The 23,513-nt window shown below is 44.1% G+C and carries 26 protein-coding genes; 19 read left to right on the forward strand and 7 right to left on the reverse strand.

The genetic code is table 11. The features are described from left to right. Nucleotides 1-73: 73 nt before the first annotated feature. Nucleotides 74-1,057, forward strand: a complete 984-nt coding sequence (locus BR63_RS13985) for a DUF3048 domain-containing protein (RefSeq protein WP_051965894.1) — start codon at nucleotides 74-76, stop codon at nucleotides 1,055-1,057. Between the two features lie 4 nt (nucleotides 1,058-1,061). On the opposite strand, the gene BR63_RS13990 is transcribed toward BR63_RS13985, so the two are convergent. Next, nucleotides 1,062-1,898 carry a polysaccharide deacetylase family protein gene (locus BR63_RS13990; RefSeq protein ID WP_051965896.1) on the reverse strand — a complete coding sequence of 279 codons (837 nt, stop codon included), beginning with the start codon at nucleotides 1,896-1,898 and terminating at the stop codon, nucleotides 1,062-1,064. Nucleotides 1,899-1,996: 98 nt separating this feature from the next. On the opposite strand from BR63_RS13990, the gene rnhA reads away from it, so the two are divergent. After that, nucleotides 1,997-2,449, forward strand: coding sequence for a ribonuclease HI (gene rnhA, locus BR63_RS13995; protein ID WP_034423236.1), 453 nt, complete (start codon nucleotides 1,997-1,999; stop codon nucleotides 2,447-2,449). Between the two features lie 113 nt (nucleotides 2,450-2,562). On the opposite strand, the gene kamA is transcribed toward rnhA, so the two are convergent. Beyond that, nucleotides 2,563-3,786: a lysine 2,3-aminomutase gene (gene kamA / locus BR63_RS14000; protein WP_153802110.1), complete on the reverse strand. Its 1,224-nt coding sequence runs from the start codon at nucleotides 3,784-3,786 to the stop codon at nucleotides 2,563-2,565. A 154-nt stretch (nucleotides 3,787-3,940) separates the two neighbouring features. After that, nucleotides 3,941-4,078, reverse strand: a complete 138-nt coding sequence (locus BR63_RS14005; RefSeq protein ID WP_153802108.1) for a hypothetical protein — start codon at nucleotides 4,076-4,078, stop codon at nucleotides 3,941-3,943. A 176-nt stretch (nucleotides 4,079-4,254) separates the two neighbouring features. On the opposite strand from BR63_RS14005, the gene BR63_RS14010 reads away from it, so the two are divergent. The 15 genes from BR63_RS14010 (at nucleotide 4,255) to BR63_RS14080 (ending at nucleotide 16,850) form a co-directional block, all read left to right on the forward strand. Then, nucleotides 4,255-5,106, forward strand: a complete 852-nt coding sequence (locus BR63_RS14010) for a transporter substrate-binding domain-containing protein (RefSeq protein WP_034423177.1) — start codon at nucleotides 4,255-4,257, stop codon at nucleotides 5,104-5,106. 107 nt (nucleotides 5,107-5,213) lie between these two features. Then, nucleotides 5,214-5,867: an amino acid ABC transporter permease gene (locus BR63_RS14015; RefSeq protein ID WP_034423179.1), complete on the forward strand. Its 654-nt coding sequence runs from the start codon at nucleotides 5,214-5,216 to the stop codon at nucleotides 5,865-5,867. Between the two features lie 22 nt (nucleotides 5,868-5,889). Further along, entirely contained in the window at nucleotides 5,890-6,612 is a 723-nt protein-coding gene (locus BR63_RS14020) for an amino acid ABC transporter ATP-binding protein (protein WP_034423181.1), read from the forward strand. 168 nt (nucleotides 6,613-6,780) lie between these two features. Continuing rightward, complete coding sequence (locus BR63_RS14025) at nucleotides 6,781-7,668, forward strand: hypothetical protein (protein ID WP_034423186.1); 888 nt, start codon at nucleotides 6,781-6,783, stop codon at nucleotides 7,666-7,668. A gap of 470 nt (nucleotides 7,669-8,138) precedes the next feature. Then, complete coding sequence (locus BR63_RS14030) at nucleotides 8,139-9,137, forward strand: LacI family DNA-binding transcriptional regulator (RefSeq protein ID WP_034423188.1); 999 nt, start codon at nucleotides 8,139-8,141, stop codon at nucleotides 9,135-9,137. 10 nt (nucleotides 9,138-9,147) lie between these two features. Beyond that, nucleotides 9,148-10,074, forward strand: a complete 927-nt coding sequence (rbsK, locus tag BR63_RS14035) for a ribokinase (RefSeq protein WP_034423189.1) — start codon at nucleotides 9,148-9,150, stop codon at nucleotides 10,072-10,074. Further along, nucleotides 10,071-10,472, forward strand: a complete 402-nt coding sequence (gene rbsD, locus BR63_RS14040; RefSeq protein ID WP_034423191.1) for a D-ribose pyranase — start codon at nucleotides 10,071-10,073, stop codon at nucleotides 10,470-10,472. The genes rbsK and rbsD overlap by 4 nt, the downstream gene beginning before the upstream one ends. 2 nt (nucleotides 10,473-10,474) lie before the next feature. Next, on the forward strand, nucleotides 10,475-11,965 hold the full coding sequence (locus tag BR63_RS14045) for a sugar ABC transporter ATP-binding protein (RefSeq protein ID WP_034423193.1): 1,491 nt from the start codon (nucleotides 10,475-10,477) through the stop codon (nucleotides 11,963-11,965). 2 nt (nucleotides 11,966-11,967) lie between these two features. Further along, the gene (locus BR63_RS14050; RefSeq protein WP_034423197.1) at nucleotides 11,968-12,906 is read left to right on the forward strand and encodes an ABC transporter permease; all 939 of its coding nucleotides are present in this window, start codon (nucleotides 11,968-11,970) and stop codon (nucleotides 12,904-12,906) included. A 91-nt stretch (nucleotides 12,907-12,997) separates the two neighbouring features. Then, a complete protein-coding gene (rbsB, locus tag BR63_RS14055) occupies nucleotides 12,998-13,912 on the forward strand; it encodes a ribose ABC transporter substrate-binding protein RbsB (protein WP_034423201.1) in 915 nt (304 codons plus the stop codon). Nucleotides 13,913-14,119: 207 nt separating this feature from the next. Then, nucleotides 14,120-14,668, forward strand: a complete 549-nt coding sequence (locus BR63_RS19595) for a spore coat associated protein CotJA (protein WP_051965898.1) — start codon at nucleotides 14,120-14,122, stop codon at nucleotides 14,666-14,668. Further along, nucleotides 14,658-14,924 (forward strand): spore coat protein CotJB, encoded by a 267-nt coding sequence (locus tag BR63_RS14065; protein ID WP_051965900.1) that lies wholly within the window; start codon nucleotides 14,658-14,660, stop codon nucleotides 14,922-14,924. Before BR63_RS19595 ends, BR63_RS14065 begins: the two co-directional genes overlap by 11 nt. A 15-nt stretch (nucleotides 14,925-14,939) precedes the next feature. After that, complete coding sequence (locus tag BR63_RS14070; RefSeq protein WP_034423203.1) at nucleotides 14,940-15,512, forward strand: manganese catalase family protein; 573 nt, start codon at nucleotides 14,940-14,942, stop codon at nucleotides 15,510-15,512. A gap of 198 nt (nucleotides 15,513-15,710) precedes the next feature. Next, a complete protein-coding gene (locus tag BR63_RS14075) occupies nucleotides 15,711-16,220 on the forward strand; it encodes a YeeE/YedE thiosulfate transporter family protein (RefSeq protein WP_034423204.1) in 510 nt (169 codons plus the stop codon). A 12-nt stretch (nucleotides 16,221-16,232) separates the two neighbouring features. Continuing rightward, nucleotides 16,233-16,850 carry a DUF6691 family protein gene (locus BR63_RS14080; protein WP_051965902.1) on the forward strand — a complete coding sequence of 206 codons (618 nt, stop codon included), beginning with the start codon at nucleotides 16,233-16,235 and terminating at the stop codon, nucleotides 16,848-16,850. 135 nt (nucleotides 16,851-16,985) lie between these two features. Here the strand turns inward: BR63_RS14080 and cuyB are convergent, their stop codons facing one another. The 4 genes from cuyB to BR63_RS14100 form a co-directional block, all read right to left on the reverse strand. Continuing rightward, complete coding sequence (cuyB, locus tag BR63_RS14085) at nucleotides 16,986-17,693, reverse strand: cysteate racemase (RefSeq protein ID WP_034423208.1); 708 nt, start codon at nucleotides 17,691-17,693, stop codon at nucleotides 16,986-16,988. Between the two features lie 153 nt (nucleotides 17,694-17,846). After that, the gene (gene istB / locus BR63_RS14090; protein WP_187142695.1) at nucleotides 17,847-18,602 is read right to left on the reverse strand and encodes an IS21-like element helper ATPase IstB; all 756 of its coding nucleotides are present in this window, start codon (nucleotides 18,600-18,602) and stop codon (nucleotides 17,847-17,849) included. Further along, nucleotides 18,590-20,152, reverse strand: coding sequence for a DDE-type integrase/transposase/recombinase (locus BR63_RS14095; protein ID WP_187142697.1), 1,563 nt, complete (start codon nucleotides 20,150-20,152; stop codon nucleotides 18,590-18,592). Before BR63_RS14095 ends, istB begins: the two co-directional genes overlap by 13 nt. A gap of 312 nt (nucleotides 20,153-20,464) precedes the next feature. Then, entirely contained in the window at nucleotides 20,465-21,385 is a 921-nt protein-coding gene (locus BR63_RS14100; RefSeq protein WP_051965601.1) for a LysR family transcriptional regulator, read from the reverse strand. A gap of 147 nt (nucleotides 21,386-21,532) precedes the next feature. Between BR63_RS14100 and BR63_RS14105 the strand changes: the two genes are divergently transcribed. After that, a complete protein-coding gene (locus BR63_RS14105; protein WP_034421321.1) occupies nucleotides 21,533-21,766 on the forward strand; it encodes a hypothetical protein in 234 nt (77 codons plus the stop codon). Between the two features lie 404 nt (nucleotides 21,767-22,170). Continuing rightward, nucleotides 22,171-23,388 (forward strand): dicarboxylate/amino acid:cation symporter, encoded by a 1,218-nt coding sequence (locus BR63_RS14110; RefSeq protein WP_034421319.1) that lies wholly within the window; start codon nucleotides 22,171-22,173, stop codon nucleotides 23,386-23,388. Nucleotides 23,389-23,513 lie beyond the last annotated feature (125 nt).

The following is a 23,513-nucleotide window of genomic DNA, read 5'->3' on the forward strand; positions in this document are numbered from 1 at the left end:
GGGTGCACTGGAGGAGGATAAAAAGGTTATCACGGCTAATATAGAAAGGTAAATTGTTTTAGGGGGTAACCGGATGAAAAAGTTGATGGCCACCTTATTGATCGCCACAGCCGTACTAACCAGCTGCAGTAAAACGAATGAAGCGCCACCACTGCCTCAATCCCCACCACCTACCGTGGGAGTGAAGGAACCCCAGCCACTGCCCCAGGCACAACAAAAGCCCCGGCTACCCGGAACTTTGTGTGTCATGGTGGATAATTATTATAAAGCCCGTCCCCAGAGTGGATTGGACAAGGCCGAGCTTGTCTATGAGATTTTGGCGGAAGGCGGCATCACCAGGTATCTGGCTCTCTTCTATCAGGAACCTGCCGAGAAGATCGGGCCAATTCGCAGTGCCCGTTACTACTTTGTCCAGCTGGCCCGGGGCTACGACGCCCCCTTTGCCCACGCCGGGGGCAATGCTGATGCCTTGGCGCTCATTCCCAAGATTGGGGTCAAAGATTTGGATGAAATATATAATGCCGGGGGATACTTCTGGCGTGATAACAATCGGCAGATGCCCCATAACCTGTATTCCAGTACTGAAAAACTGCTGGCCGGGGCCCAGGCCAAAGGCTATAAGCTCATTCCTCCTTCCCTGCCGGTGGGCAGTACCTGGGAGGGCATTGCCCATAAACCGGAAATTACCTTCGATTATTCTTCGGGAAAATATACCTACCAGGCGTCCTGGGTCTATGAGAACCAGCGTTATACGAGGAAAATAAACGGCAAACCCCACCTGATGGAGGATGGGGCTACCATTGTTGCCGATAACCTTATCGCCATGGTGGCTCCAACCAGGGAAGTAGTCAAAGAAGAGTTAGAATCGGAAATAAAATTGATTGGCAAAGGAGAAGCCCGTTATTTTATCGACGGAAAAATGATGAAGGGGTCTTGGGAGAAGCCTTCTCCGGAAAGAAACATTCGCTTCTTAGACGAGAAAGGGCAGCCCGTAAAATTCAAACCCGGTAAAACCTGGGTACAGGTTCTACCGGGTTGGGGGAAGCTTACCTCGTAGATTGTCAATAGCGATTCATTTTATTGATAAAGCCCTGTAGCGCATCACTCTTATTAATCCGTATCCGGCTAAGATTATAAAGATTTTCTTGGAAGGTGGCCGCCCCGTACCTGGTGGTTACCGCTCCCAGGTAACCGGCTTTTCTCACTTCTTCCCTTACCCGGGCATTATGGCGCCCAGCGGGATAGCAGAAGGTTGTTACCTTTTTACCTGTTATCTTTTCCAGCTCTTTTTTGGAAAGCTGGATTTCCTTCTTTAACCTGGCGGGGCTTATTTTAGTTAAATCCGGGTGGGTCAGGCTGTGGGAACCTATTTCCAGTCCATACCCGGACATTTCTTTAATCATCTCTGTGGTCAAACCACCCGGTGTATTAATCTTGGCTGTATGTAAGTAGAGGGTGGCCCGGAAATTATAATCCTTGAGGATAGGGAAGGCTTCGGTATAGATGCTGCGGTAGCCGTCATCAAAGGTGAATATGACTGGCTTGGCCGGTAAAGGAGTTCCCTTCTGCCAGTGATTAAGGGCTTCAGCTACTGTAACAGCCGTATACCCCTGTTCTTTAAGATAGGCTATTTGCCGGCGTAAAACTGCAGGTTCGGTATAAAGCTGTTCATAAGGGCCGGAATAATCTTCAATTACATGATACATGAGGATAGGAATGGTGGTAATCTTCTTATTTTCTTCCGGCGGTGGCTGCTTGGCCGGCTCTTTTTCCAGAGCGCCCACAGGAGGGATGCTCACCAGATCAGGAGGCTCCTCTTTAGATGGTGTTCCTGTGAAGGCCAGGGTCGTTAGGAGGACAGTGGAAATAGTTATGGCTGATAGGGTTCTCCAGAACAAAGTCTCACCTCCTATTTGATAAGACCATTATACACTTTTTCCTGCAGGGGCTAAACATGGTAAAGTCAGGAGGAAGTGAAAAGGAAGGATGAAAAGTGCTGAAAAAACCTTTCGTAGAAATTTATACCGATGGAGCCTGCTCGGGTAATCCGGGTCCGGGAGGATGGGGGGCCATACTCATTTATGAGGGTAAAGAGAAAGAGCTACAAGGCAAAGATCCCCATACGACCAATAACCGCATGGAACTTATGGCGGCCATTCAGGCCCTCAAAGCTTTGAAATATCCCTGCAAGGTTCGTTTATACAGTGACAGCGCTTATCTGGTAAATGCTTTTAAAAACGGCTGGTTAGCCAAATGGCAGGCCAACGGGTGGAAAACTTCCCAGCGGCAGGCCGTGGAGAACCAGGACCTGTGGCAGGAATTACTGGAGCTTGCGAAAATCCATGACATAGAGTGGGTGAAGGTCAAAGGCCATGGGGATAACCCCTATAATAACCGCTGTGATAGACTGGCCGTGCAAGCCATCGAATACGTGAACCGTGAATCGTGAAAACGGCATAAACGTAGCAAAAGTATACAATAGAAAACAGCCAATTTGCTGCCGTGAAAAAGAAAGGGAGTACCACTGTGATTACCGTGGTTCTCCCTTTTTATATAGGAGGGCTATTGTTTTTCCTGGATTACTTCATACTCGAAGTCCAGCATACCTGCTACTCCATAAGTCTCCACCCTTTCTCCGGCACAGGAAGGGCAGGAACAACTGCTTTTGTTCTCATCAGGCTCTGCATAAACAAAGAGCTTCCCTTCATAGTTCCTAAGGATGACCTGGCGGTCCGACTGGGAGATGAGGTACTGGGGATTGACGGGTATTTTGCCGCCTCCGCCCGGAGCATCGATGACATAATGGGGAACAGCCAGGCCGGAGGTATGACCCCGTAAACTCTCCATAATCTGAATCCCTTTACCTACCGAGGTTCTAAAGTGTCCTATGCCGCGGGACAGGTCGCACTGGTAGATGTAGTAGGGGCGCACACGGATGGTTAAAAGTTTTCTCATTAACTCTTTCATGATGTGAGGACAATCGTTTACCCCTTTTAAAAGAACGCTCTGGTTCCCCACAGGTATACCGTGGTTAGCCATCCGTTCACAGGCAGCCTTGGACTCCGGGGTTATTTCTTTGGGATGATTGAAATGGGTATTGATCCACACCGGGTGGTATTTTTGGATCATCTGGCAAAGCTCTCTGGTGATGCGCTGGGGCAGGACCACGGGAGTACGTGTCCCGATGCGAATGATTTCCACGTGGGGAATAGCGCGGAGTTCTTTTAAGAGGAATTCGATTTCCGAGTCGGGCAGTGTAAGGGGATCACCACCGGAGATGATCACGTCCCGGATGACCGGGGTCTTCCTAATATATTCCAGGGCTATCTCTACCTGTTTACGGGGAAGAGCCCTGTCTTTTTGTCCTGCCATACGGCGGCGTGTGCAGTGACGGCAGTACATGGAGCACTGGTCTGTGACTAAGAGCAAGGCCCGGTCCGGATAACGATGGGTTAAACCGGGGACAGGTGAATCGCTTTCCTCATTAAGGGGGTCATCCATGTCACATTTATAAGAAACTAACTCCTGCACGGAAGGAATAGCCTGCTTTCTGATGGGACAATTAGGATTTGCCGGGTTCATTAAGGAGGCATAATAAGGGGTGATGGCCATGCGGAACTGTGTCAGGCAGGCGGAGATTCCCTTTACTTCTTCCGGTGTCAGGTCTATGTAGTTTTGCAGTTCCTCAGCATTGGTAATACGGTTTTTAATATGCCAGCGCCAGTCGTTCCACCGGGATTTGCTTTCTATAGACAATGATTGGGTCAGCACTTCCTGTATGTTCATTGCCATAGGCGATACCTCCTTTATCTAAAACCTACAACCCATTATAGCATTAATAGGTTGTCGATTGCAAGATATAGTAATTTTCTACCAGTGATTTTTTCACCATACAACTACAAAAAAACCTAAGGCTGGAGCCTTAGGTAAAAAGAGGGAACTAGTCTTCTTTTATCTGTTTTATCTCGGAGGCAAAAGGGTCAAAGACATCATCCACTGGACGCCCCATAGCTAAGAGAGCTAGTTTCTCCCGTAAACTGCTCTTCGTTCGCCAGGCACGGTCGCGTTTATAGAGCATTGACACCACCTCCTGTTATTTATTGTTTTACGAATTGTTAATTTGCATGCTCACCAGGGGTCAAAATATTTGCGGCTAAATTATTAATTTATTAATAAATAGGAATTGAATTTAATACTTTAACATGCTAAAATAGCGACATGAAAAATACAATAGTTTGAGAGGAGATAAACTAAATGTTAAGGAAATCCCTTCTGGTAACACTGATTCTTTTACTCGGGTTTAGTCTTATTTTTACGGGCTGTGGGAAGAAAGAAGAGCCCAAGCCTCAACCCCAGCCGGCGCCTGCTCCGGCACCCCAACCTGCTGCTGAAAACAGCCTGGAAAGGGTTAAAAAGGCAGGGAAGATTGTGGCAGGTTTAGACGATGCTTATCCTCCTATGGGTTTCAGAAACGAAAAAGGCGAACTGGTTGGTTTTGATATAGACATGGCTAAAGAAATCAGCAAGCGTATCGGTGTGGAGATTGTTTGGCAGCCCACTGTCTGGGATACGGTGGTTGCTTCCTTAAAAGCCAAAAAGTTTGACGTGATTATTTCCGGAATGAACATCACAGAAAAGAGACTGGCGGAAGTGAATTTTGCCGGTCCTTACGGAAAGGCCGGTCAGGCCCTGGTTGTGAAGGCAAGTAACAATACCATCAAAACCATTAGAGATGTAAAACCTGGTAAGTTAGGTACCCAGTCCGGCAGCACCGGTTACGAATATGCCAAGAATAACGGCTTTAAAGACGACCAGATGAGACTCTACAAGGAATTCCCCCTGGCTTTTAATGACTTGGCTATTGGACGGATAGATGCTATCATCATTGATGCCTTTGCCGTTAAGACTTACCTGGATAAAAAACCCGGTACTTTCAAGCAGGTTGGGGACATCATGGGTGATGAAAAGATCGGTATTGCTGTTCGGAAAGAAGACAAGGAACTTCTCGATGCTCTGAATAAAGCCATTGCTGATATGAAGAAAGACGGCACCCTGACTAAGATTTCCGAAAAGTGGTTAGGATTTGACATTACCAAAGATATTTAAGTATAATAAACACGTGGTTTATACCGTTAATAATTAATATTGCAAATATGAGGCTTCCGCCGTGGTTTTCAGGCGGAAGCCAGTCTTTCTGTGTTGGGGGATGAGTTGTGGATTCAATAAACTATATTTTTAACATTCTGCCGCTCCTCTTAAAGGGAGTTGTTACAACTGTAGAGCTTTCCGCCCTGGCCATTTTCTTTGGGACATTTATCGGGCTGGCCATAGCTTTGGCCAAAATATCCAAAAACCCCCTCTTAAATATGGCGGGCCGCTTTTATACATGGATTTTTAGGGGTATCCCCCTTTTGGTACAGCTCATTTTTATATATTATGCTTTACCGTCAGTAGGAATTGAATTCACAGAATTTGAATCGGCGGTAATAGGGCTTAGTCTCTGCGGCGGTGCCTACATCGCTGAAATCATACGTGCTGCCATTCTCTCCATTGATAAGGGTCAAATGGAAGCTGCTCTTTCCCTAGGGATGACTTATGCCCAGGCTATGCGCAGAATTATTATTCCCCAGACTTATCGCCGCTTGATTCCGCCCATGGGAAACGAGTTTATTACCCTTACGAAAGACACAGCTCTGGTTTCTGCGATTGCCATGACTGAAATCTTGCGTCATGCCCAGATACGGGCAGCTGCCGATTTCAGGCCCCTGGAAAATTATGCTGCGGCTGCCCTCCTTTATCTCGCCTTAACAACTATCTTTACCATAGTGTTCAATAAGGTGGAGAACAAGTTGGCCTTATCGGAATAAGGCATCTTGGGGAGGTTTTTGGATGATTAGTGTAAGAAATCTCAGTAAACGCTTTGGCAGCTTACAAGTTCTAAGGGATGTCAGTTTAGAGGTGGCCCCTGGTGAAGTTGTCGTAATCATAGGCCCCAGCGGTTCGGGTAAGAGTACTTTGCTGCGCTCCCTCAATTACCTGGAGAAACCGGAAGCGGGAGAAATCATTATCAACGGCGAGCGTTTAGGCCAAAATCCCCGTGATGTCATACGCATGCGGAGTCAAATTGGCATGGTGTTTCAAAGGTTTAGTCTTTTTCCCCACATGACTGCCCTGGAAAATGTTATTGAAGGACCTGTAACCGTGAAAAAAGTTCCCAAAGAAGAGGCTCTGGCCAAAGGGAAAACCCTTTTAGAAAAGGTGGGACTGGGGGATAAACTTACTTCCCGCCCCTCCCAGCTTTCCGGCGGCCAGCAGCAGCGGGTAGCTATCGCCCGGGCTTTAGCCATGGAACCCCTGATCATGCTTTTTGATGAACCTACTTCGGCCCTGGACCCGGAACTGGTAGGAGAAGTCCTTGCCGTTATGAAGGACTTGGCCAAAGAAGGTATGACCATGGTGGTGGTCACCCATGAAATGGGTTTTGCCCGTGAAGTGGCAGACCGGGTTCTCTTTATGGATGAGGGACGTATTATCGAAGAAGGGAAGCCGGAGGGGATCTTTAGTAACCCCCAAAATGAAAGGACCAGAGCTTTTTTAAGTAAGATACTCTAAAAGTTTGTGAAACGCTGCAAGCTGCGGCGTTTTGTTTTTTTTCTTTATAAGAAAAGGAAAAAGGGGGCGAGGATAGAATACTAAATAAGGTATAAACCAATCGTGGAGAGCTTTTACCCTGGCAAAAGCGACCTTATCTACATATCATATAATAAGGGGGTGCTTCCCATGCGGTTAATGAAAGGTGCTATTATCATACTCCTGGTATTTGTTACCCTTTCCATAGCTTACCTGGGGATTGCCGTTGCCGCCTCATCCTGGTATCCTGAACTGAACATGGAGACCCAGTTTAAGTTTTCTAATATTCAGAAAAGAATAAATGATTTACAGGCAAAGTTTAAGGCCAATCCCTTAGAACCGGTGAATATCACCCTGACTGATAATGAATGTGAGGGGATCTTTAAAAACCTGATAAAAAATGATACTAAATTTCAGTACATGATTAAAGGTGTAGGATTGAAAATAACCAATGGTTTACTGGATGTAAAAACCAACATAGAACTTTATACCTATAAAATCGGCCTTTCCGCTGTCCTCAAGCCTTATTACCAGGAGGGGACACAGAATTTTGTCTTGCGGCTGGATCAGTTTAAAATTGGGCCCATGCCCTTACCTCCCCGTTTGGTTTTATACTTTGTGAACAAAATAAATCCCGGCCAGATCCTGGTAATTCACAAAGATACCATGACCCTCAATCTCAAAGGGCTCCCCTTTGATTTGGCCTATTTAAAGTTGGATAATCATACTTTGCAAGCAGCTTTTGCCCTATCTACCGCTAAAGTCACTAAAATGGTGACGAAGGAGACGGTTCTCTTACAGGAAGTTACTCAATCGCTAAAAACGGTAGAAAAAAATCTAAACTCGCCTCAAGCTAAAGATTTTATATCCTCACTAAAGAATAAAGCCTCCCTGGCTCCTGCTGATGTGGAAAAAGCCAAACAAATATATGACCAGTTATCTTCTAAGGATAAGGAGCTTCTAAAACAAAATCTGGAGGGGCTTCTTAACAAACCCGAGGTTCAGGAGGCTCTTGCCAAATATGGTTATAAACTATAGAGGCAAGGGCCTCTTTTTTTGGTGCTATACAATAATTTGCAAATACCCTCAAAAATACATTACTGGAAATCGTACGCATATACCGGAATCCACAAGGAGGTAAGTAACAGTTACAGATTAATTGAACAAAAGTAAATAATTAGACAGTTTCAAAATCGTAGAATTTACCTACAATCATGGTACTAACCCCAATATTAATCTTAGTTCCCTTACCTTTTCCATTAAACTGGTTTCTTCCATGCTGGCAGAAAAAGTAGCCGAACAAGTCGAGGGATTGCTCGTTTTACCCCCGGTTAATGTGGGGGTAAGCCACAATCTAACCAGGGTTTTACCGTGGTTATTTTTTTGAATAAAAAGATTAAATAAAATCTGAATTTACTTACTTTAATTCTTGATTTTGGTAAATCTTCAGGGTAAAATTAAGTTAAACGTTTTAGTAAAACGTTTAACTAACAAAGGAGTAGGGAAGTATGACCGTAACGATTAAAGATATCGCACGTGCTGCTGATGTCTCAATAGCCACTGTTTCCAGGGTATTAAATAACAAGGCCGATGGTATTACCGAAGAGACCAAGGCAAAAATACGGAAGGCAGTTAAAGAGTTAAATTACCGTCCTAATGCTATTGCCCGAGGACTTATTACGAAAAAAACTCATACCATCGGTCTGGTCTTACCCGATATATCCAACCCCTTTTTTCCGGAGATTGCCCGGGGCGTAGAAGATGTAGCTAAAGAAGCAGGCTATAACGTTTTTTTATGTAATACCGATGACGACAGTAAGAAGGAAAGGGGATATGTCAAAGCTCTTAGGGAGAGGCAGGTGGACGGGATAATTTTTACGGCAAGCGCCTTAAAGAATTCTGAGGATATAACTGAACATGTGGGGAAAATGCCGTTTATTCTGGTAGACCGCAAACCTGACAATCTCCCTGACGCACCGGGAGTATTTCTGGATAACCTCAAAGGAGGATATCTAGCCGCCAAACATCTGATTGAGAAGGGGCACCGGGAGATTGCTTTAATATCAGGACCCCTGCAGTCCTATAATGCCCGGCAAAGGCTGGAGGGATTTAAGAAAGCCTTACAGGAAGCAGGTATCAGGTATAAAGATAAGCTGATCAGAGAGGGAGACTACAAACGTTCCGGCGGGTACCGGGCGATGGAAAAACTCCTCAGGGAAGGAGTTGAATTTACTGCTGTCTTCGCCAGTAATGACTTGATGGCCGTCGGGGTAATGGAAATGTTAAGGGAAAAAGGCATAGCCATACCTGAACAGGTGGCCGTTGTCGGCTTCGATAATATCTATTTGTCTACAGTTGTAGCTCCCAGGCTTACAACCATCAGCCAGCCGACATATCAAATGGGAGCCCAGGCAGCCCAAATGTTATTAACCTGTTTACAGGGGAGAGAGTTGGATGAAAAACAGAAAGTATTCTCTCCACAATTGATTATCAGGGAGAGCAGTTAGGGGGAGTTAGATGAAACCTAGAATTACAGTTATTGGCAGTCTTAATATGGACATGGTCATTCAGATTGATAGTTTCCCTCTCCCGGGGCAAACAGTATTGGGAGGAAACCTGGATTACATCCCGGGCGGTAAAGGCGCCAATCAGGCTGTAGCCGCGGCGAGGCTGAAAGGAGATGTGGCCCTGATCGGCAAGGTGGGAACGGACGCTTTTGGGCAGGTATTACTGGATAACCTGTTAAAAAACGGTGTAGACGTAAGTGCGGTAAAGCGTGAAAACGTGTCTTCGGGTGTAGCCTTAATCACAGTAACACCGTCGGGAGAAAATCAAATTGTTGTCTCACCGGGAGCCAATTCTTTAGTAAACGCCGATTTTGTGCAGGAGCATGAAAATACCATCAGGTCAGCACAGGTACTACTCCTGCAATTGGAAACCCCATTAGCTGCCGTTAAACGGGCTGTGGAACTGGCCAAAGAAGCAGGGGTGCTGGTTATTTTAAATCCTGCTCCGGCCCAGGCGTTACCCGAAAGTCTCTTAAATCAGGTTGATGTCCTGACCCCTAATGAGACGGAGTTATCAATTTTAAGCGGGGTGCCTGTGCAAAATATGGTGGAAGTGTACACAGCCAGCCGAATTCTTCTGGAGAAAGGGACAAAATGTGTCGTTACAACGTTAGGAGATAAAGGGGCCTTTTTGTGCAGTCCCAATATAAATGTCTTAATTCCAGGGTATTCCGTGAAGGCCATCGATACAACAGCGGCCGGAGATTCCTTTACAGCGGCTTTGGCCGTGGCTGTGGCTCAAGGAAAACCCCTGCCGAAAGCTGTTAAATTCGCAAATAAAGTTGGGGCCCTTACTGTAACTAAAAAAGGGGCTCAACCATCTTTACCCCTTTTAGATGAAGTAGAAAAATATCCGTTCAAGGAGGGTTCAGCGTGAAAAGAAGGGGGATCTTAAATCACCGGATTATGGATACAATTGCCCGGATGGGGCACGGGGATTTACTTGTTGTTGCGGATGCCGGTTTACCCATACCGGCAGAAGTGGAACGCATTGATATCGCCTTGATAAGAGGTGTGCCCGATTTCCTTACTGTTTTAGATGCCGTCCTGGATGAACTGGTTGTGGAAGAGGTTGTCCTTGCTCAGGAAATGTCAGCGGTAAGTCCAGAACTGGAAGATAAAGTCCGCCAAAGAATAAGTCAACCGATTACGAGGATAGCTCATGAAGAATTTAAACAATTGACCAAGAAGGCTATTGCCGTTATCAGAACAGGCGAGTGTACATCATACGCCAACATCATCTTGAAGTCGGGGGTTAATTTTAGGGAGGTTTAAATATGCCAAGACCTCTACTACAAATGAAGGGAATAGCAAAATCGTTTCCCGGGGTGAAGGCCTTGGATGATGTAGAGCTGGAACTGCAGGAAGGTGAAGTGCTAGCTCTACTCGGGGAGAATGGCGCCGGAAAATCATCCTTAATGAAAATCCTTAGCGGGGTCTACCAGGCCGATCAAGGGATGATAAAAATTTCGGACCAAGAGGTTAAGATCACTTCACCTAAAGACGCTCAGTACTTGGGGATTGCTACGATTCACCAAGAGTTAAATTTGATTCCCCAATTATCTGTGGCTGAAAACATTTTTTTAGGCAGGGAATTCACGAATAAGTTTGGTACGATCGATTGGCGGAAAATGGCAGAGGAAGCCGGCAAAATATTAGCTGAACTGGATTTGAATATTTCGGCCCAGGCCCTGGTAGGAGACCTGGGTATTGCTGAACAGCAAATGGTGGAAATAGCCAAAGCTCTATCTCTTAAGGCACGAATCATTATTATGGATGAACCCACAGCCACCCTAACAGAAAAAGAAACGAACAGATTGTTTAAGGCAATTAAGCGGTTACGCTCAGAAGGGAAATCAATAATCTACATATCCCATCGCTTGGAAGAAGTCTTTATGTTTTGCGATCGTTTAATGGTCCTTAGGGATGGGAGGTATATTGATAGCAGGGATGTTGACAAAACCGATATCGAAGAAGTTATCCAAATGATGGTAGGAAGAAATTTAGAAGAGAAGTATCCGAAGATCCAAGGGGTGCCCCAGGGTGAAACCCTGGCAGTCAAAGGTCTTTCCATAGAAAAAAAACTCTATGATATAAATTTTTCCTTACGGGCAGGGGAAGTTCTGGGTGTGGCAGGACTTGTCGGTTCTGGTAGAACAGAGTTGGCCAAAGCAATTTTCGGTTTTCTACCCATCACACAAGGCAAAATTTTGCTGGAAGGTAAGGAAGTGCAAATAAATAATCCCAGGACTGCTATCGGCAAGGGAATAGCCTATGTTCCGGAAAATCGCAAGGAGGAGGGCCTCATCCTCGGCCTTTCTGTGCGGGAAAATATCACCCTGGCCTCTTTAAATGCCCTATCGTATTTTTGGGGAAGTATTAAGAAGAAAGAGGAGGTTAACAAGGTAGATGATTATATCTCCCGTTTTAATATCAAAACACCCCACCGGGAACAGCCGATTAAGAATTTGAGCGGAGGAAACCAGCAAAAGGTGGTTTTAGCCAAATGGATGCTGACGAAGCCAAAAGTTTTGATTCTTGATGAACCGACCCGGGGAATTGATGTAGGCGCAAAAGTAGAAATATATCAATTAATCAACCAGTTAAAACAATGGGGTGTAGCCATTATGGTTATCTCCTCCGAACTGCCTGAAGTTTTGGGTGTGTCTGACCGGATTATGGTTATGTCTCAAGGAAGAGTCTCAGGTTTCTTCGACAGCAAAGAAGCCTCCCAGGAAAAAATAATGGTCAAGGCTTTAGGAGGGTGAAAATGAAAAACTGGCTGAACAAACAAAATTTTTATAAGTTACGGTCCCTGTTGGGCCTTATACTTCTTGCCATTATTTTAACCCTTCTAACGGATCGTTTTTTAACGCTAGCTAATTTAACCAATGTTTTGCGGCAAACTTCCATCAATGCCATTATTGCCGTAGGAATGACAGTAGTAGCGATAACAGGCGGGATCGATCTTTCCGTTGGCTCCATTCTGGCTTTTGCCGGGGCGTTTACTGCGGGCCTTTTAACTAAGGGGATGCCTGTAGGGCTTGCCGTTATGGCCGGATTATTAACCGGTGTGGCTGCGGGTCTGGTCAATGGTCTTTTGATAACACGGGGCAAGATTGCTCCTTTCATCGCAACCCTGGCGATGATGACGATGTTAAGGGGGGCTACTTACATATACACCGACAGCCGTCCTATCACCGGACTGGGAGACGGCTTCCGCTGGCTGGGTTGGGGGACTATTGGACCATTGCCTGTTCCCGTATTATTAACCGTATTGACTTTTTTAGCCGGTTATTATCTGTTGAAACACAATAAATTGGGCCGTTATTTGTATGCCGTTGGTAGTAATGAGGAAGCAGCGAGGCTTTCAGGGATTGATGTAGGTAAGACAAAAGTATTCGCTTATATGCTTTGTGGTTTTCTTGCCGCACTAAGCGCCATCATCTCCACCTCCAGGCTTGATTCAGCCCCGCCCAATGCCGGGATGCAAGCGGAAATGGATGCTATTGCTGCAGCTGTTTTGGGGGGTACAAGTTTATCGGGCGGTGTAGGTGGTGTGACAGGAACCTTTGTTGGCGCATTAATTATTGGTGTTTTAAATAACGGTTTGAATTTGCTGAATGTTTCTTCAAACTATCAGCTGGTAGCAAAAGGGCTTGTCATTCTTTTAGCCGTTTTACTGGACAGAAAAAGTAAGACAGCATAAAAAATAACCTTATTTATATGCAGGGAGGTGAGAATCCTGCTTACACTCTAACAAATAGTAAGAAATGTCAAAAAACAGGAGGTAGGTTGTAATGAGGAAAAAATTAACTGTTCTGTTGCTCTTAGTTTTTGTCCTGGGGATCGTAGCAGGCTGCGGCAGTACCAAGCCTGAACCTGCTAAAAAAGATGAAAAAACAAAAATGGGTTTGGTTATCTCCACCCTTAACAATCCCTTTTTTGTAACCCTGAAGGAAGGGGCGGAAGCCAAAGCCAAGGAACTTGGAGTTGAACTGATTGTATTGGATTCCCAGAACGACTCTACCAAGGAACTGGCCAACGTGGAAGATTTGGTGACCAAAGGGGTAAAACTTATTTTAATCAATCCTACTGATAGTAAAGCGGTGGCCAATGCCATTAAGGTGGCCAATGATAAAAAGATTCCTGTTATAACCCTCGACAGAGGTGCAGACGGCGGCGAGGTAAAGGCTCATATTGCTTCTGACAACGTGGCCGGAGGAAAGATGGCAGGAGAATTTATTATCGAAAAACTGGGTGGTAAAGGAAAAGTAGTGGAACTTGAAGGTATCCCCGGAACCTCCGCTGCCAGGGACAGGGGAAAAGGCTTTAATGATGCCATTGGCTCCAAGCCTGAAATTAAAGTAGTGGCGAAACAGGTCGCTGATTTTGACCGTCAAAAGGGTTTGGCTGTAATGGAAAATATTTTACAAGCGCAAAAGGAGATAAACGCCGTCTTTGCGCATAATGATGAAATGGCGTTAGGAGCGTTAAAAGCCATTGAAAGCGCCAAACGTACCGGTATTATTGTTGTAGGCTTTGACGCTACGGATGATGCGGTCAAAGCTGTCAATGAAGGGAAGTTGGCTGCAACTGTCGCTCAGCAGCCTTCGCAAATCGGCTCCCTTGGTGTGGAAACTGCTGCCAAAGTATTAAAGGGAGAAACGGTTCATAAGTTTATACCTGTTGGTTTAAAATTGGTAAAAAAATAATTGTAATAAAAACAAAAAGCGAGGCGCCTTTCCATCAGGGGCAGGTGCCTTAGTCTTTATGGGGACTGTAAACAGTATATTAAATATTATCCATGGAAGCTCCTTGCGGGGCTTCTCTTTTTTTACAAATGTACGGCTTGTATAGCAGGTACACCTGAGATAACCGGGGCATAGAATACAATATAAATGCGCAAAGGAGGGATTTTTTTGCGAAACTTTACCTTTAAAGTCATACCTGTGCCGCCTGAACCATCCAAGAAGAATGGTGGCAAGGTAGAAAATACAGAGGGGTGCCCTGCTCCTTACAAACCTTATCCACCCCCACCCCAGGCACCGATGCCCTGTCCTCCTCAAAAGCCTTGTCCCACACCACCTGAGCCGGTTTTACCAGCACCACCGGAGACACCTTTACCCTGTCCGCCTACTTATTCCCCATATCCCCAATATCCCCAATATCCCCAATATCCTTCCTCCGTTTTACCCTCTCCGCCTGAGATGTCTTTGCCCTATCCACCTACCTATCCCAGCTATCCTCCCCATGCTTATCCACCCCCTTATCCCCAGCCGCCCTTTAGGTTGGCCCATGCCTATGTACCCTGGCAGTACTACAATGTAGTCTATAGTCCTGCCGAGGCCCTCAGTAGGGGCACCCTGTTTCCTGACCTGTATCAGCCCCAAGGGGAGTACGGTCCGTGCGAAGGACCTCAACCCTGCTCTTTAGTATTCCCGCGGGGAGGTGCTTCCTATGGCAGTTGATATGATGAAGGAGTGTATGGACCTCTTAAGAAGAATCCAGGAGATGGAGTTTGTGGCACTGGAGCTGAATCTTTACCTGGATACCCATCCTGATGATACCAGGGCCTTGGAAGATTATAATCGTGCAGCGAAAGAACTGAAGGAACTAAAAGAAAGATACGATGAATTATGTGGACCCATCCTTAGCTATGGCCATTCCCGCAACAGGGGAAACACCTGGCTCTGGGTAGAAACCCCCTGGCCCTGGGAAATGTAGAAGGGAGGAAGCAGTATGTGGATTTATGAAAAGAAATTACAGTATCCTGTCAAAGTATCGGGCAAAAACCCCCGCCTGGCCAAATGGATTATTACCCAATATGGGGGGCCGGATGGGGAATTGGGTGCTTCCCTGCGTTATTTGAACCAGCGCTATTCCATGCCTACAGAGCAAACCCGGGCTTTACTTAACGACATTGGTACTGAAGAACTTGCCCATCTGGAGATTGTCGGAACCATAGTTTATAAGCTGACTAAAGATGCCAGCGTTGAAGAATTGAAAGCCGCCGGATTGGGCGGGCACTATGCCGACCACGACAGGGCCCTGTTCTATGTTGACGCTACGGGTAACCCCTGGACCGCTGCCTATATCCAGGCCAAGGGTGATCCTATTGCTGACCTGGTGGAAGATATGGCTGCCGAGGAGAAGGCCCGAGCCACTTACAACTGGCTGATCAACCTTTCCGATGATCCGTGTGTCACTGATGTTTTGCGTTTCCTAAGAGAACGTGAAGTAGTGCACTTCCAGCGTTTCGGCGAAGCCTTAAACCATGTCCAGGAGTATATGAAAGAAAAGAAATTCTTCTAAACAAGGAGGGGAGCCGGCTCCCCTTTCTTTTACGGATGTTGTGGGAATAATGGATATATAGTTCATTTTTTATACAAAGTAATGTGTCCATTGTCAAATATTACATAAAAAATTCTCCTTGACTAATATACCCCCATTAGGTATATTGGTAATAGAGCCAAATACCCAGGGAGGGTATATTGAACGGAGGTGTTGTTTATGTCAAAAGGTTGGCATTGGTTAAAAGCAGGTATGTTAATGGGTATCTTAAACGCGGTTTTATTAATTTTTTATGGTAAACTGTTGGGGGCATCAACGGCATATGTCAGTGTAATAGGAGGACTCTTGCGTTATGTAACACCAAGTTTTGTGGCCCAAAATCCCTATTTTAAGCAGACTCCTCTTGGAATGACATTTGAAGTTGCCCTACTCCTTGGTGTTGTATTGGGGGCACACTTAGCCTTTAGAAGTAACAATCATGTTAAAGAAGAATTTTCTTCTGTTTGGTTCCAACGCTTTGGCCCTAACAAGACCAAAAGGTATATTTTTGCCTTTTTCGGGGGTGTGCTCTTAATTTTCGGAGCACGCCTAGCAGGTGGCTGTACTTCAGGGCATGTATTAAGCGGTTGGTCTCAACTGTCAGTTAGCAGCTTATTGTTTGGTTTGGGTATGTTTGCAGCCGGCCTTCCTACAGCGAGGTTATTATTTAGAAGGCAGAAGCTGAGTTAAGGAGGTATCATAATGATTGAAATAATCATCGCCCTAATAGTGGGAAGTATCTGGGGTTACATTTTATACAAAGCCATGGTATGTGACCACGGCTGTATTATCGGAGGCCTTTCTTTGAAGAATCTGACTATGCTGCTGGTCATCATGACCTCAGTAGTAACAACGGCACTTATCATTTATCCACTAAGTGCAGTAGGTATTGTTAAGCTTATACCTAAACCTACCTATGTTTTAGGTAATGTCTTAGGTGGGGCTATCTTGGGGATAGGAATGGCTCTTGCCGGCTACTGTCCCGGCACCGCAATTGCTAGTTTAGGTTCCGGTAAGATAGATGCATTGGTAACAATTATGGGAGGTTTAGCGGGGGCAGTATTATATGCTGTTATGTTCCCTGTGCTTAAACCTTATCTGGTTGATCCTCTTTCTTACGGCAAGATTACCTTACCAGATCTATTGGCTGTAAAAATGGGGATCCCCACACTGCTTTCTGCATTTATCCTGATTGGATTATTTATTGTAGCTATTGTTTATATGGCCAAATTACAAGGTAAACTCATTCATGCCCCCCTGGATAAAGTAAGTAAAAAAGGAGAAACTTTATCTAAACGATTGGTAGGAACTAATCAATAGTTCTTTTTAAAGACGGTTGTCTAGAATATGCCACCTTTAAAGGATTACATGAAAGAGAAGAAGTTTTGCTCAATAGATATGGGGAGCGTTGGCTCCCCATTATCTTTATGGAATTGGATTTTTATTATATTTGCGTTAATGCTGGCTTTGTTTCGCCATGTTTACTATGGACTCAGCTAAAACTTCCATGGGATCCAGCAGCGGTACGGGAAAATCCTCTGGCTTTAAAACCAGGGGGATTTCTGTACAACCAGCTATTAGAGCTTGACTCCCTCTTTCGATTAATTCAAATCCGGCCTGTACCAGTAAGCATTTGGGATAAATGCCTGTATTGCCATTTTTGATGCCATTGATACCATAAATAGCTTTCATGATCTTTTCCTGGCTAGAATCATCAGGGTAAATAATCGTGTAAGATGAGAGATGTTTGTCGTACAATTTGGATTTTACAGTACCAGTAGTGGCGAGGACTCCGATTTTTTCCACGTGAGGATAAGATGTTTTAATTCTTTTATTCAGTTCTTCCAGGGCATTGACTAGAGGAAACGGCAATTCTTTTTGCACTTCATCGAAGAAATAATGTGCGGTTATACAGGGTATTGCCCCTATGTTAACCCCTAATGAGGCCAGATTTTTACCAGTTCTAACCATTGTTTCCACAGGGCTGGGTCCGTGGCCTAATATGGCTGATGTTCTATCTGGAATTTTGGGGTTTGAATCAATGATAATCCTCAAGTGATCCTGGTCTTTTTCAACTGGAGTGGCTTTGATAATCTTTAAAAAGAAATTTGCAGTAGCTTCAGGCCCCATACCGCCTAAAATACCGATTATTTTTTCGCTCATAATACTCACCCACAATGCTTATTATGGAGTCGTGGAAAGTAATTATTTTCCTTATTTCTTGACTCTATGTAAACGTCAATATCAAATGTACCAAAAACGCTAATATTTTTTGTACCACTTTGAGCTAATTTCTACCAATAAAATTCCCAGTAATTAATTTCCAAAAATGGTTCTTCGATTTTCTAGTCTGTAGCTTGGGCCATCCAGGGTAAATATCTCACACTGGTGGGCCAGACGGTCGAGGATTGCGGCGGTTATCATACTGTCACCTATGAACTCACTCCATTCCTCGAAGCTTTTGTTACTGGTCAAGATGATAGATGTTTTTAGATACAGTAAATTCACTAATTCATATAGCTTGTTCGCGTCCTGTTTAGAGATGGGCAAGAAGCCCACCTCGTCCAGGATGACCAGATCACTGTTCTTTATGGCCTTGACCCTTCTTGCGGCCCTAGGGCTGATTTCCGAAGTCTTTAGAATCCGCATCAACTCGTCAAGACTGATGAATGATACGTGATATCCGGCCTCTACCGCCTTCAACCCGAGTCCGATTGAAAGCCTCGTTTTGCCGAGCCCGGTAGGACCCAGGAACATGATGTTATAAGCCTTCTCCAGCCAGGCCAATTCAGCCAGTTGTTTGATGTGAGCTTTGCTTATCCCTGTAAAACCCTTACGGTTAAAATCAAAGCTGTCTAATCCTTCTACATAGGGGAAACAAGCAGCTTTCAGCCTTTTTGCTTTTCCTTTGGCGTTTCTGCCGTCAATTTCAAGGTTTAATAACTTATCCAATACATCAAGCGGTGTCTTGTTGGCCAAGGCCGCCTCCGCAACAACCGTCTCGAGACTGTGGGAAGCTTCGATAAGGTTCAGTTGTTTCAGCTTGGACGCCACAACAGTTAATTCAGCCATGTTCCGGCGCCCCCTTTCAGGCAGTTGATCATATCCTGCAGATTTCTTTTGGCCACTTTAAGGCTGGATAAGCTTGAATTGTTTGTGGTATGAATATCCGAGGGGACCGGCTTGTTCTCTGTTTCCTTTATGCCCTGGCTAAAATGGATGACCGCATCCCGAAAATCAACCGCACTGTTAAGTTCATTTGTCAGGCAATACTGAAGGGCCGCGTCCACAGCCTCGCTGCTGTATTGACTGATGGTCTTTTCGATTAACTGGAACTGATCCCTGACATATCTTTTCTTCCCTGCATGTATCCGGTCAAGATACTTTTCAGCTGTAGCAGGGTCTAAAAATCTGGCTTTTAAAGCCTCTTTCATGCCGGCAATCTTAATGTTCTTGTTTCTGATATGATTGTTGTTTTGGATTAATTTACCCTTTTCCAAGCATATCTTGTGCCTGGCCAGCAGTATATCGCAAAAACCGGCATATATAAGCAGTTCATCTTCCTGAATCTGCAATTGGACATCTTCATAAACTCCAAAACTTCCGGTGGGTACGGTATATCTGCTGCCCTCATACATGACGGTGTTGTCTTTTCTGATTTTTCGCAGTAATATATTACTATCAGGATTTTCTATTTTGTATGATACCGGAGTGAGGTAGCCACGTTCTATTTCAAACACCTCAGCCGGTATTTTCTTTGTAATTGAGTGTTTTTTGGCGTTACCGGTTCTGTGAAGCCATTTTTCAAATTCCTCATCCCATATCCATTGTTCGGAATATTGCCGATATCTTGCGAAATTGTACTTAAAGAATTTTACCACAGCTTCAATCCGGCCCTTACTTGGCGGATCGCCTTTCCGGCAGAGGTAGATATTCAGCTTCTCGTTTTGTCTGAACGCTTCAAACTCTTTTGTATAAAGTATATCGCCATAATTTTCATCCACTGCAATCAGCCTGTCCTGGTCAAATACCAGTTCTTTAGGCTTGCCGCCCATCCATTCAAAACAGCATTTAATGGCGTTTACCATATCCATAGCATCCGGTGGTTTTGAAAACCATACCCCGTACTTATATCTTGAAGTTGAAAGCACAAACCCAATACAGTAAAGTTTCTGATATCGCCTTGTCCGAACATTTTCGACTGATATGGTCCCAATATCAACCTGCATCTGCAATCCCATCGGAGGATCCAGGACTGCTTCATAGTTGCGGTCATCACCTTCCGGCTTGATATTGTAATCTATCCGTAACATTCGGACATATCTTCTGACACTGTTTTCTGCCAGAGTCGGGTTGTACTTTTCTTTTAACCAATCATAAATTTGGGCAGCGGTTATTTCACGATAAGTCCGCAACCATGAGATAATCAACTCTTTGTGTTGCTCAAGGCTGGATTTCTTAGCCGGTTCGAGGATTGTCTCCTGAAACTCATCAGGTGTCATATCCCAGTATTTCTTAACAGTATTACGATGAATCTGTAGCATTTTTGCCACCTTACGTTGTTTAAAACCTTCACTTTTCATTACCTGAATTTTACTGTACATGTGCCACCTCTTAATCATTTTTCGCCTCCCATAATATTACTTTTTTGGTTCCGCACCAATTAAGATAATACCATGAAAAGCCATAATATTTGCCATTACTGGCTTATTTTAGTGGCACACTTTTCATTAGCGTTTTTGGTACACTTTATTTTAGCATTTACACTCTATCATATACGAGACCGTAAACCTTGAGAAATAATGTTTGCTGATTAATTAATTAATAAATTCTATAATTTCAACTGAAAAAGCGAAAAAATAAACACAAGCAACGTAACTATCCCTCAATTTGCTTGTGTTTACGCTTTAAAGTAAATAATTTGGAATTTACCTTCAATTACTTTTTTTAAATTTTTTAGAATCGATAAATGCTTTTAATTTACTGTCTGCGGTCGGCAATTCTGAAAGAATTTCTAAAAACTTATATATAGATGGTGAGAAGACTGCGTTTCTCTTAAATAAAACATATATATCCAGGAATAATGGTGGTGTGTTTGTTATCTGGACAAGTGTACCATCCGCAATTTCTTCTTTAATGAGAGAAAAAGGTAAAATAGATATTCCGAGGCCATTTAATACTGCTTGTTTGACGGCCTGTGTATCACTGTATTCAATTGTTGAATTACAGCCAACTTCCTTAAAGAGATTGTTAAACTTGCTGCGAAAAACTGTATCCGTTGTATAGTTTATAAATGGATAATCACTGATGCAGTTTGAGGATTTATGTTTTGCCAAAAGATCATGATGCCCGGCCCAGATAACTTCTTCCGTAGTAATTTTGAATTGCTCAAATTGTTCGTGGGATATTTTATCATGGACCAGGCCAATATAAAACTGGTTTTCCAGCAGCCCGTTGAGCGTCTCTTTAGTACTCATGAAGAGACGGACACATACACTTCCATCAGGTACACGGCTCTGGTATTTCTTGAGAATTGGCGGGAGGAGATAGTTAATAATATGGGTGGATACGCCTAAAGTAAGAGCAGCGCTTTTTTTCCGGTAACTTGCCAAGGCCATCTGAGCTTCATTATATATGGCCAGCATGTGTTCGGCATATTTATATAGCTCGTTCCCGGCTTCGGTAATGATTAACTTCTTGCCCTGTCTTTCAAACAATAAAACTCCGAATATTTCTTCCAGGTTTTGTATTTGAGCCGTAATAGTTGGTTGGGAAAAATTCAGCTTTTCTGCAGCCTGAGTTATGTTTTGCAGTTGAGCAACCAGTAAAAACGTTTTTAGCAGGCGAGTATCCATGTACTCAACTCCATTCCCAGCTTAAGGATGTCCTCTGAGTATGAGTATATAAGAAAGTATGGTTCTGAATGTTATTAACTAAAACAAATAAATAAATCTAATTAACTCATTATTAACGTCTATTTTACCAGAGTAAATGTAGCAGATATGATTAAAATTGTTGCTATAAGTGATGGATCCGGCGGGTTATATAAAAAGGATGGCATAGATGTAGACTCAGCCATCAAATATATGGAAAAACACAGGACTTTAAGGGGATATGATGAGGAGGGCATAACTTCTATCACAACAGCAATTACTGACCCTGGATGTCCAAGGCTAAGAAAATCAGGGGCATTTTCCAATAAAGTTAATTATAAGATTAATGTATCTTACCAGTAGAATCAAGACTTTTTAACTGGTAAGAATACTATTGTTAATTCAGGTCATGGCAGTAGCTAAGAGGTGTTGTCGCAAAAAGTCATTGTTATATATATATCTGCGGAATTCCTACTTATAAATAGCGGGACTGGCTAAAAGAATAAAAGAAGTGCTGTAGACCTTTTACATTATGTGAAAGACAATAAAAGATTTCTATATAGTAATAAATATCATCTATTTCGATTTATTTAAATCACCTGATAATATTAAATTAGCAAAAATTATCAAAACAATTCGAATTAACCGAGCTTTAAAGATTAAATTGGTGCAACCTACGTACTGGTTTCCATCGGTACAGCAGGGGTCCCGGGTGCTGCTGTAACGAATTAATGCTATACCCATTTTTTGATAAGGAGGATTTTTAAGTGAAATTAACTACAAAAATTTTTATCGGTCTCCTTCTTGGTGTAATAGTGGGGCTTGTTTTCAGCAGTTCAACAGCATTTATCAATACCTGGATTAAACCCTTTGGTATCCTTTTCATTAATCTGATTAAGATGATCATTGTACCTATTGTCTTTGCTTCTTTAATTGTAGGATCTGCTTCAGTAGGAGATGTTAGAAAGCTAAGCAGGATGGGCGGCAAGACCTTAAGTTATTATCTGGTTACCACTGCCCTGGCTGTTACTATCGGTTTAATCATTGCCAACATTATTAATCCCGGCATGGGCTTAACCCTTCCAGCCAACGCTAAATACGCCGGGAAGGAAGCTATGCCCATATCCCAGGTGCTGCTGGACATCTTTCCCACTAATCCCGTCAAAGCCCTGGTAGATGCTAATATGCTGCAGATCATCGTATTTGCAATCTTTGGTGGCATTGGTATTACCCTCGTGGGGGAAAGGGGCAAGCCGGTGTTAAGTTTCTTCGACGGTTTTGCCGAAATAATGTACAAGATTACAGCCATAATCATGGAATTTGCTCCTTACGGCGTGTTTGCATTGATCACGCCCGTGGTGGCCGCTAACGGACCCAAGGTACTGCTCCCGCTGGCTGCAGTAATTACCGCTGTTTATCTGGCATGTATCTTGCATGCTGTAATTGTTTATTCAATTGTTGTGAAAATGCTGGCAGGCATGAGCCCCTTTAAGTTTTTTAAGGGTTTCTCGCCGGCTATGCTGATAGCCTTTTCTACATGCAGTAGTTCTGCTACCTTGCCTGTTTCCATGAAGTCCGTTGAAGAGAATCTTGGCGTCAGCAAGGAAGTTTCCAGTTTTGTCATGCCTTTGGGTGCGACTATTAACATGGATGGGACGGCCATTTACCAGGGTGTGTGTGCAGTCTTTGTAGCCCAGGTCTTTGGTATGGACCTGACTATTGGCCAGATGTTCACCGTTATCCTAACAGCAACCCTTGCTTCTATAGGTACAGCAGGAGTACCCGGGGCAGGTCTGATCATGTTAACCATGGTTCTTCAGTCTATCGGCTTGCCCCTGGAAGGGATTGCTCTTATTGCCGGAATTGACAGGATCCTGGATATGATCAGGACCACTGTCAATGTGACGGGCGACGCCAGTGCGGCTGTCATTATTAACCGCAGTGAAAGCAAGTACTTGAGCCAGGTCGAGAAGGTAACCGCTTAAAAATACATGCAAGTTTGTTAATTGAGAAAAATATGACTGCACACCAACAGAGGGGCCAAGCTGCTGACAAATATCGTCCCTGTGACTTTCTCGGGAAGCAGGAGTGGTCCAATACATGGGCTTCG

The sequence above is a fragment of the Thermanaerosceptrum fracticalcis genome (assembly GCF_000746025.2).
Lineage (GTDB): Bacteria > Bacillota > Peptococcia > DRI-13 > DRI-13 > Thermanaerosceptrum > Thermanaerosceptrum fracticalcis.

Excerpts from the sequence above, each read along its gene's own strand:
- BR63_RS13985 (WP_051965894.1), top strand. The coding sequence starts at position 74 with ATGAAAAAGTTGATGGCCACCTTATTGATCGCCACAGCCGTACTAACC.
- kamA (WP_153802110.1), bottom strand. The coding sequence starts at position 3,786 with ATGAACATACAGGAAGTGCTGACCCAATCATTGTCTATAGAAAGCAAA.
- BR63_RS14005 (WP_153802108.1), bottom strand. The coding sequence starts at position 4,078 with ATGCTCTATAAACGCGACCGTGCCTGGCGAACGAAGAGCAGTTTACGG.
- BR63_RS14010 (WP_034423177.1), top strand. The coding sequence starts at position 4,255 with ATGTTAAGGAAATCCCTTCTGGTAACACTGATTCTTTTACTCGGGTTT.
- BR63_RS14020 (WP_034423181.1), top strand. The coding sequence starts at position 5,890 with ATGATTAGTGTAAGAAATCTCAGTAAACGCTTTGGCAGCTTACAAGTT.
- BR63_RS14025 (WP_034423186.1), top strand. The coding sequence starts at position 6,781 with ATGCGGTTAATGAAAGGTGCTATTATCATACTCCTGGTATTTGTTACC.
- BR63_RS14030 (WP_034423188.1), top strand. The coding sequence starts at position 8,139 with ATGACCGTAACGATTAAAGATATCGCACGTGCTGCTGATGTCTCAATA.
- rbsK (WP_034423189.1), top strand. The coding sequence starts at position 9,148 with ATGAAACCTAGAATTACAGTTATTGGCAGTCTTAATATGGACATGGTC.
- BR63_RS14045 (WP_034423193.1), top strand. The coding sequence starts at position 10,475 with ATGCCAAGACCTCTACTACAAATGAAGGGAATAGCAAAATCGTTTCCC.
- BR63_RS14050 (WP_034423197.1), top strand. The coding sequence starts at position 11,968 with ATGAAAAACTGGCTGAACAAACAAAATTTTTATAAGTTACGGTCCCTG.
- rbsB (WP_034423201.1), top strand. The coding sequence starts at position 12,998 with ATGAGGAAAAAATTAACTGTTCTGTTGCTCTTAGTTTTTGTCCTGGGG.
- BR63_RS14065 (WP_051965900.1), top strand. The coding sequence starts at position 14,658 with ATGGCAGTTGATATGATGAAGGAGTGTATGGACCTCTTAAGAAGAATC.
- BR63_RS14070 (WP_034423203.1), top strand. The coding sequence starts at position 14,940 with ATGTGGATTTATGAAAAGAAATTACAGTATCCTGTCAAAGTATCGGGC.
- BR63_RS14075 (WP_034423204.1), top strand. The coding sequence starts at position 15,711 with ATGTCAAAAGGTTGGCATTGGTTAAAAGCAGGTATGTTAATGGGTATC.
- BR63_RS14080 (WP_051965902.1), top strand. The coding sequence starts at position 16,233 with ATGATTGAAATAATCATCGCCCTAATAGTGGGAAGTATCTGGGGTTAC.
- cuyB (WP_034423208.1), bottom strand. The coding sequence starts at position 17,693 with ATGAGCGAAAAAATAATCGGTATTTTAGGCGGTATGGGGCCTGAAGCT.
- istB (WP_187142695.1), bottom strand. The coding sequence starts at position 18,602 with ATGGCTGAATTAACTGTTGTGGCGTCCAAGCTGAAACAACTGAACCTT.
- BR63_RS14095 (WP_187142697.1), bottom strand. The coding sequence starts at position 20,152 with ATGATTAAGAGGTGGCACATGTACAGTAAAATTCAGGTAATGAAAAGT.
- BR63_RS14100 (WP_051965601.1), bottom strand. The coding sequence starts at position 21,385 with ATGGATACTCGCCTGCTAAAAACGTTTTTACTGGTTGCTCAACTGCAA.
- BR63_RS14105 (WP_034421321.1), top strand. The coding sequence starts at position 21,533 with ATGATTAAAATTGTTGCTATAAGTGATGGATCCGGCGGGTTATATAAA.